The following is a 7,239-nucleotide window of genomic DNA, read 5'->3' on the forward strand; positions in this document are numbered from 1 at the left end:
CCGGCCGGGGTCGAAAGCGTTCCCGTGCCGAAGACCATCGCCGGCTGCGCGGCGGTGAGGACGGTGGCGTATTCCGCGGCATAGAGCAGGTCGCGGCGGTAGAGCGTTGCGTTCTCCATCTGGTCGATGGTGGAACCGCCAGCGAGGGTCAGGCGTGCGGCGGTTTCGTCTGCCAGGGTGAGGAAGCTCGTATTGGCGAGCGCGGTGTCGATGGCAGCACAGGTCTGGTCCCGCAGCGCGGGCGTCGGGCACCAACAGCTCACGCGAAAACTCTGGCTCTGACGGCGCGTTTCGCGGAAAGCGTTCTGCGCCTGTTCTACACGTGCTAGCAGGCTGGCAGCACCCGGCAGGGCGATGGTCGCATTGGAATATTGCGCGAGGTGGCCGGCAGCGGTGATCTGAGCGGCGAGCGAGGCGGCGACGAGCGCCGCAGTGTCACCCTTCTGCACCAGATAGACAAAGGTTTCGCCATTCACCGCCATTCCCGCCATCTGGCCAGGCTGGGGCGTGCCGCTGAAGGTCACGATGTTGCTGCGGATGATGGGGGTCAGCGTGGGCGCGGTCGCGGTCGTTACATGCCAGCGCGCCATATAGCGCGTCGTCTCGCGCGGCTCACCGGTCGGGAAGACACTGATATTGACGATCCCTGCGGCCAAATCGGCTCCCAGCGCCTGGCTCACCGGCCAGCCGCGATAGATTCGGAACGTCACATCGCCGAGCGCGGACATGGCGGTCGTCCCATTCGGATAGAGCGCGGCGGCAATGGCAGTCGTCAGGGCGCTTTCGACGTCGGATTGATCGGCCATCACGCCACCGCCTGGGCGGCGTTGAGCCGCCATCCGAGATCGCTTGCCTCCGCGGTCGTGATCACGGCCGTGAAACCGCTGTCGTCCGAAAGCAGATCGCCGGGCCGCAGCGCGCCGACGTCCGGCTCTGCCGTAGGCGGTAGCAGCACCGTCCAGGTCGGCGGCCCCGGCTCGCCCGGCAATTCCCCGCCATGATGGGCGCCGGCGCGGGCCGTCAGTACGCTGGCCGGCCACGCGCCAAGCAGCAGCATCTGCTCGGCCTGTTGCACGCCACCATAGCCGTTGACCCCGACGGCGAGCGCGCCGTCAGGCCGGGTCACGTTGAGGACGCGGTTGGTAATCACGCATAAGGTCGGCAGCAGGGGCGGCTGGGATGCGATGAAGAAGGTGCCCAGCGGCCCCTGCAGATAGTCGCCTGGCCGGCTATAGGCGGTGTCCAGAACCGCGCTCCACAAGGCATCGCCATAACCTGGACTCTGCTGCCAGCTTCGCATGGCGCTGTGCAGCGCGACCTTGAGATGCAGCGCGAGCGTCTCCGGTCGCAATGGGGCGCCCGTCCCCTTCGGGCGGAACAGGGCATAGCGCTCGCCGATAGCGAAGGCTGCACGCCCCATGCCGCGGGCCAGCCTGTCTTGCACACGTTCGAGGTTCATCACACCACCAGCCTGATGCCCGGCTCCGGAAAGCTTGACCCGGGCGGCACGCCGAGGAAATTGCACAGCCGGCGCCGCCACTCGTCGAGCAGAAGCAGACGGTCGTGCAATTCGTCCTTGTTGCGGGTCCAAACGGCCGCCTGGTCGGTGTCCAACCCTTCGGCCGTCCTCGGCACGCCGACCTCGAGCCCGCGCAGCGTGCCGAGATAGGTGCGGCACACCGTCTCCTCGGCAGAGGAAAGGTTGTTGAGGCGGAATTCCAGCAGGCCGTACGCCTGAAAGAAGCGCCAACCCTGGAAGCCGCTCGCGCCCGCGCCATAGGCCGGATAGCCGCAGAAGCGACGAAGATCCGTCTTCTCGGCATCGGTGAAGGCCATCGGCGTGATTCCTCAATATGCCGCGCCGGACCCGCGGGAGAGATAGACGGTCCCGCTGCCCGCGCTCAGCACCACGGCCGCAGCCGAGACGGTCGCGCCCACGCCCAGCATCACGCGGCTTGCGGGCGGGATCGGCAGATCGGCCGTGGTCGCGGTCAGCGTCGTGGTCGCGCCCAGGCGCAGGAAAGCGGTGCCGCTGGTTGCGTTGTAGACGAGGAGAGAAGGGCCCGCGCCGCCGAGGGTCGTGGCACTACTCGTCGTACCCGCGGTCAGGGTCACGGTCGCCTCGGGGGTGAAGGCGGCGATGCTGCCGCTGGCCATGGCCCTTACCCCGCATGCTCGACCATCACCGCGCGCTTGAACGCAGCATTGGTCGCGGTCGGGATGGTCAGCGGCGTCGTGGTGGTGTCGGAAGGCGCGCAGAAGCCGCCAATCCAATACCAGCTCTGAGCGATGATCTGCTGCAGCCGGTCGATCGGCTCGCGGGTCACCATCGCCACGCCATCGACGATGGAGACGATGGAATCCTTCGGCGCCACGTCATCGGCGCCAATCCCGGCAAAGTCGCCTTCGATCAGCGCGCCCTGGCCGCAGATGATCGGCCGGCGCACCTGCAGGCCCTGGATTGTCGGATGCGCCTGGACGAAGGCTTCCGTCGTCGGGATGAAGCGGAGACCGAGGAAGTCGTTCACCATGCCGTCGGCGAAAACCGCGTTGCTCGAGGTCGCCCCGGTGAAGAGCGTCTTGAAATCCGGATCGGCGAAAAGCTGCCGGGCGGAGACGGGGTCAAGATAGCAGTTGTAGACACCGTCGATCTCGGGCACCGCGTTCTTGCGCAGTGTCGCGACCGCATCCAGAAGATTGCCCATGTTCAGGCTGTCGGTCGCCTGCAGCAGGGCGGTATTGGTCCGCCCGCCCGGGCGCAGGATGGCACTTGCCGTCGCTGCCTGCACGCTGCTCGCCAAGGCGCCGTCGGCGAGCGTCACATTGCTGCCGAACGTGAGTGTGCCTGAAACCCCATTCGGAGTCGTCGACACATTGGTCGCGTCCGCGGCCGCGCCGGTCAGTGTGTAGGCATCGCCGCCCACCGTCACCGTCAGCGGGTTGCTCGCCGTCACCGGCACCTGCACGCCGTTGACGAAGACCGTCTGGAAGCCTCGGATGTCGTCCACATGTAGCGCCGGGGCGGCGGTGGTGAGAGCCGTCGCCACCCGCGTGTTACCGCCGAAATAGGCATCGAACAGCGCGTTGCGCGCCAACTCGTCCAAGCTGCGCGCCGCCTGTTCGCCGTTCGAATAGGCATTCTGCAGGAACTGGCTCGCTATGCCGACGCGGCTCGTCACCATGTTCAGGTCGGCGGTCGCGGCATAGAAATTGAGCGTCAGCGTATATTGCTCAATGCCCCAGTTGCCGGGCGAGAGGCCATTGTCGAGATTGGTGTTGAGAGAAGGCGAGAGCGGCGTGGTGACACTCGGCTTCAGCCCGGCGCGGGTTTTGGTCAGCGTCTCGCCGATGCCGACGGCGATCTCCTCCCGGTCTGCGACGGCGCGATAGCCGAGGCGTGAACGGAGCGCCTGCTGGAACTCGCGCTCGAGGAAGCCCTGCTGGATGATCGGCTGCAAAGCCGTGGGGAAATTCTGGATTCCCATGGCGATCCTCTTGACGTTTGAAGGGATGGGGAAGGGTCAGAAGCGGCGGGTGATCGCTGCGCGGGCGGCGCGGTATTCCTCGGCCGTCATGTCAGTCGCCAGCTTGGCCCGCGGCGGTTGGGAGGGCGGCGGCATGGCGCTGGTGGTGCTGGAGGCAGCGGCGAACAACCAGGGCTTGTCGCGGCGGAAACGGTCCATGAGGGCGGCCGAGCCCAGGACCGCGCCTTGATCGGTCACTGTCAGGCCGCTGGCGTCGAGCAATCTCAACCCATCAAGGTCGATCATGCCGGCGCGCACGGCTTCGGTCTTGAGTTCGGCCATCACGAGGTTGCTGCGGGCCTGTTGTGCCAGGTTCTGCACCTGGAGTTCGAGGTCGGCTGCCCGTATGCGCAGCTGCTCGATGGTTTCCGTCTCGCCCTCTGCGGGGGGCGTTTCAGCGGTCGTCATGCAGGGTTTCCTTTGCAATCCGATCGAGCTCGGCCGCGACATCCTCGATGCCGTAGGCATCGGCGATGTTGCGGATCGCGGTCTCGCGGCTGATCTGTCCGGCGGCCGCGAGCGTCGAGAGGGTCTGGGCCTCGGCCAGCAGGTCGGCAGCACTCGGCGGATACCAGCGCGGCCAATCCAGGGTGAGCCGCAGGCCGGGTGGCAATTTCGGCACGGGCTGGCCGAGAACGGTGATGGGATATCGCTCCGCTGCGCGCAGGATCATCCGCACCAACGGCAGCAAGCCCTGCTCGCCATAGGAGATGCGGAGATTGTCGGCAAGCCAGATAAGTCCTTGATTCATCAACTCAAGCGCGCGGCCGGACTGGGCGGCCGCGATGCGGTCGGCCGAGGAGCGGTTGCCGTGCACGCTCTCCAGCGCCAGTTCGCGCAAGGTGCGGACATAGTCGATCACGGCATTGGCGGCCGTGCCGCCGATCTCCAGCAGGCGCGCATCGCCGTCCTTGCTCACCACCAGCGCATTGCCAGCGCCCTTGATGATCTCGCGGTCGGTCGTCGCCGGTTCCTTGATCAGCAGTGTCGGGTCCGAACTGTAGGTGAGGCCTCGCCCTGCCTGGGAGAGTTGGTAGTCAATCTCGATGCTGGTCTCGATGGCCGCGCGGAAGGTGCAGGCGCCATCGATGCCGTCGCCACCGGGCAGGTTGCGGATCCAGACGAGGGGCACGAAGCCGAGCCCGTGCCGGATCGTGCGGCCGGCATCAATCTCGGGGCCGCCGGGCGGCTCGTAGCCCACGGGCCAGGGCAGGTACCAGGTCTCGGCCTCGGTATCCCAGCACCGCATGAACCAGTAATCGGCCCCGGCATCTGGGGTGGCATAGCCCTGGGCCTGCAGGACGGCGCCGCGCACCTTGTAGCGCTCGGTGACGGAGGCAAGCGTGTCGGGTGCCTCCGGCTGCCAGGTCGGTGTCAGAAAGAGGCTGTCGAGAACGGAGACATAGATACAGCCTTTCAATATTCGCAGCAGCAGGGCGACGGAGCCGACCGAGCCGCGGAGGGCGGCCTCCACCATCACGCCGTTCAATCCCGCCTCGCCCAGGAGATTGGCGATCACGCCGCGTGCCTCATGGTCCGAGCAGAGGATGGTCGGGAAATGCCCCTCACTGAACAGCAGCGCCACGCTGTCCTCCACCACCGTGCGGCAAAGGGCGTAGCGGATGGAGGGGCGGCGCTGACGAATGGGAATATACTCGCCGCCTGGGCTTCGCTCCTCGTGAAACTGGTAGGGGAGGCAATCATAATGCGTGCCGTTGAGGACACGCCGAAGAAGATCGAGCGTGCCGGTGCGGGGCGCATAGTCGGGGTCGCGCGGGGTCAGCGCGCGGATTGCGTCGAACATGGGCGCTCCGGTCTCTGGAGAAGGGAAGAGGGTCAGCGTCCCAGCAGGGGCACGTGCAGCCGGCGTGCGGGTGCGGCCTTCGTCACCAGCGTCATGAAAGCGCGCGAGAGCGCGTCAACCTGATCGTCCTTGTGGCCGTTGGGGAAGTCGCGCAGCTCCTCAAGAAAAGCGCGATTCCAGGCGGCGCGCAGCAGGCGCAGATTGCCCGCCTCCACCTGGGCCGCGACCGGACCGGCGCGGGTGATCTTGGCACCCGTCTCGGGCGAGGCGCGGACCATGTAGCCGGCGAGCTTGCGGGTCAGATAGGCTGTCTGGGCCGCCCCTGCCTGGCCCGGGTCTTGTGGCAGAGCGATGGTCACGCCAGTGCCGTCCCGCTCGGCGGAGGCGAGGATCGCCGCCTCTACCTCGCCGGGCGTGCCGCGCAGCCGGACGAGGTCGGTCACGGTGAAGGCGTCGTCCTCGCCCTGCTCCAGGCGCAGCCCGACCGTCCAGTCTGGATCGCGACCCGGAGCGGGCAAGGTCGACGCCAGATCCCAACCCCGGATGGCCTGGCGCGGTTCCGGCTGCCGATCGCACAGCGGGATGCGGTCGGTCAGGAAGAGCCCGCCTGCGGGCGGCCGCGGATCCTGCTGGTAGAGGGCTGCGAAGGCGCGCTGGCCCATGGCCGCACGCTTGCGCTCTAGGGCAGCTGCATCTTCCCAGGCAGGCCAAAGCGGCTCTCCGGTGGCCCGGCCCAGCGGATCGGGGGGCACCGCGAGCGCGGGCAGGCGCAGCACGGTCCAGCCGCCTTCCATCTCCAGAATACGTCCGCCGAGGTCGTCCTGGTGCCAGCGGGTCATGACGAGCACGAGGCGGGCGCGCGGTTTCAGGCGGGGGATCAGGTCCATCCGGTACCAGTCCCAGACATGCTCGCGCGCCAGAGGGCTCTCCGCTTCGGCCCAGGATTTGATGGGGTCGTCGATGATGGCGAGATCGGCGCGCCGGCCCGCGATGGGTCCGTGGATACCCGTGCCGAAATACTCAGCCCCGCCGCTCGTCCGCCAGCGGTGGGCGGCGCGTTCGTCGCGGGCCAGCCCGTACCCCAGGGTCTCGGCATGGTCCTGCACCAGGGCGCGGGTGCGCCGGCCGAAATGGCTGGCCAGGCCCTCCGTATGGCAGGCCATGATGAGCGCCGCGCGCCGGTGCCTGGTCAGGAACCAGGCGGGAAAGAGGATCGAGACATAGGTCGATTTTGCGGAGCCCGGCGGCATCAGCACCATCAGCCGGTCGATGTCGCCCCGGCTGACCGCCTCGAGGTCGGCGATCAGCCGGCGGTGATGAACGGCCGGCACCAGATCGGCCTCGGCGAGAGCGAGGCAGGCCCAGTCCAAAAGCCCCAGATCCATGCGCGGGTCGGGGCCTTTCGATCGGATTATCTATCGGGATATTTTTGGATTCTGTTCGGCCGAGGGGCCAGGTCTTGCTGGCTCAATTTGAGTTGTCGTCAACGACGCAACGAGCCATCATAGGTATTTACATAGGAAATTCTGGGGCGTCTGTCCAGTAAAAAGTTACGACATGATAACGAAATGTCAGATCGGGATCTCTTCGGCGATGCCGAAGCGCTTCATATAGGTTGCGAAGAAGCTGCGTTCCCGGCGGGCGTCCAGGCCATGGTCGTTGAAACGATAGACGTTGCGCCCATAGCCGCCGCGCTTGGCGCGGTTCATCTCCACCGTCATGGCGGCTCCCGCCTCGGGGCTGAGATCCATGTCGAAATGCCGATAAAGGCCGTTGATAGCGCCGAGCGGATCGGCCGTCAGGTCGCGATAGTGGATATGGCAGATATTGCCGCCGATGCCGACGGCCCCGCCGTTGGTGTCGGCTGCTGCCATCATCGCCTCCACGCCCTGGTGCCAGCGACCGGTCACC

The 7,239-nt window shown here is 66.9% G+C and carries 8 protein-coding genes and 1 pseudogene; all 9 read right to left on the minus strand.

The window, feature by feature from the left end:
- Nucleotides 1-806 (minus strand): hypothetical protein (locus tag VL752_RS08365; RefSeq protein WP_325354066.1); only part of this gene is annotated, 806 nt, incomplete at its 3' end.
- Nucleotides 806-1,459, minus strand: a complete 654-nt coding sequence (locus VL752_RS08370; protein ID WP_325354068.1) for a hypothetical protein — start codon at nt 1,457-1,459, stop codon at nt 806-808. The genes VL752_RS08370 and VL752_RS08365, both read right to left, overlap by 1 nt.
- Nucleotides 1,459-1,836, minus strand: coding sequence for a hypothetical protein (locus VL752_RS08375; RefSeq protein WP_325354070.1), 378 nt, complete (start codon nt 1,834-1,836; stop codon nt 1,459-1,461). The genes VL752_RS08370 and VL752_RS08375 overlap by 1 nt, the downstream gene beginning before the upstream one ends.
- Before the next feature lie 12 nt (nt 1,837-1,848).
- Nucleotides 1,849-2,157: a hypothetical protein gene (locus VL752_RS08380; RefSeq protein WP_325354072.1), complete on the minus strand. Its 309-nt coding sequence runs from the start codon at nt 2,155-2,157 to the stop codon at nt 1,849-1,851.
- A gap of 5 nt (nt 2,158-2,162) precedes the next feature.
- Nucleotides 2,163-3,485, minus strand: coding sequence for a DUF4043 domain-containing protein (locus VL752_RS08385; protein WP_325354074.1), 1,323 nt, complete (start codon nt 3,483-3,485; stop codon nt 2,163-2,165).
- Nucleotides 3,486-3,521: 36 nt separating this feature from the next.
- Nucleotides 3,522-3,932: a hypothetical protein gene (locus VL752_RS08390; protein WP_325354076.1), complete on the minus strand. Its 411-nt coding sequence runs from the start codon at nt 3,930-3,932 to the stop codon at nt 3,522-3,524.
- Nucleotides 3,919-5,328, minus strand: coding sequence for a phage portal protein (locus tag VL752_RS08395; RefSeq protein WP_325354078.1), 1,410 nt, complete (start codon nt 5,326-5,328; stop codon nt 3,919-3,921). Before VL752_RS08395 ends, VL752_RS08390 begins: the two co-directional genes overlap by 14 nt.
- Nucleotides 5,329-5,360: 32 nt before the next feature.
- Nucleotides 5,361-6,713 (minus strand): phage terminase large subunit, encoded by a 1,353-nt coding sequence (gene terL, locus VL752_RS08400; RefSeq protein ID WP_325354080.1) that lies wholly within the window; start codon nt 6,711-6,713, stop codon nt 5,361-5,363.
- A 186-nt stretch (nt 6,714-6,899) separates the two neighbouring features.
- Nucleotides 6,900-7,239, minus strand: a pseudogene (locus VL752_RS08405) (sulfotransferase); the annotation flags it as partial.

Source organism: Acidisoma sp. (genome assembly GCF_035492295.1).
GTDB lineage: Bacteria > Pseudomonadota > Alphaproteobacteria > Acetobacterales > Acetobacteraceae > Acidisoma.

Coding starts and splice junctions, on each gene's coding strand:
- VL752_RS08370 (WP_325354068.1), bottom strand. CDS start 1,459: ATGAACCTCGAACGTGTGCAAGACAGGCTGGCCCGCGGCATGGGGCGT.
- VL752_RS08375 (WP_325354070.1), bottom strand. CDS start 1,836: ATGGCCTTCACCGATGCCGAGAAGACGGATCTTCGTCGCTTCTGCGGC.
- VL752_RS08380 (WP_325354072.1), bottom strand. CDS start 2,157: ATGGCCAGCGGCAGCATCGCCGCCTTCACCCCCGAGGCGACCGTGACC.
- VL752_RS08385 (WP_325354074.1), bottom strand. CDS start 3,485: ATGGGAATCCAGAATTTCCCCACGGCTTTGCAGCCGATCATCCAGCAG.
- VL752_RS08390 (WP_325354076.1), bottom strand. CDS start 3,932: ATGACGACCGCTGAAACGCCCCCCGCAGAGGGCGAGACGGAAACCATC.
- VL752_RS08395 (WP_325354078.1), bottom strand. CDS start 5,328: ATGTTCGACGCAATCCGCGCGCTGACCCCGCGCGACCCCGACTATGCG.
- terL (WP_325354080.1), bottom strand. CDS start 6,713: ATGGATCTGGGGCTTTTGGACTGGGCCTGCCTCGCTCTCGCCGAGGCC.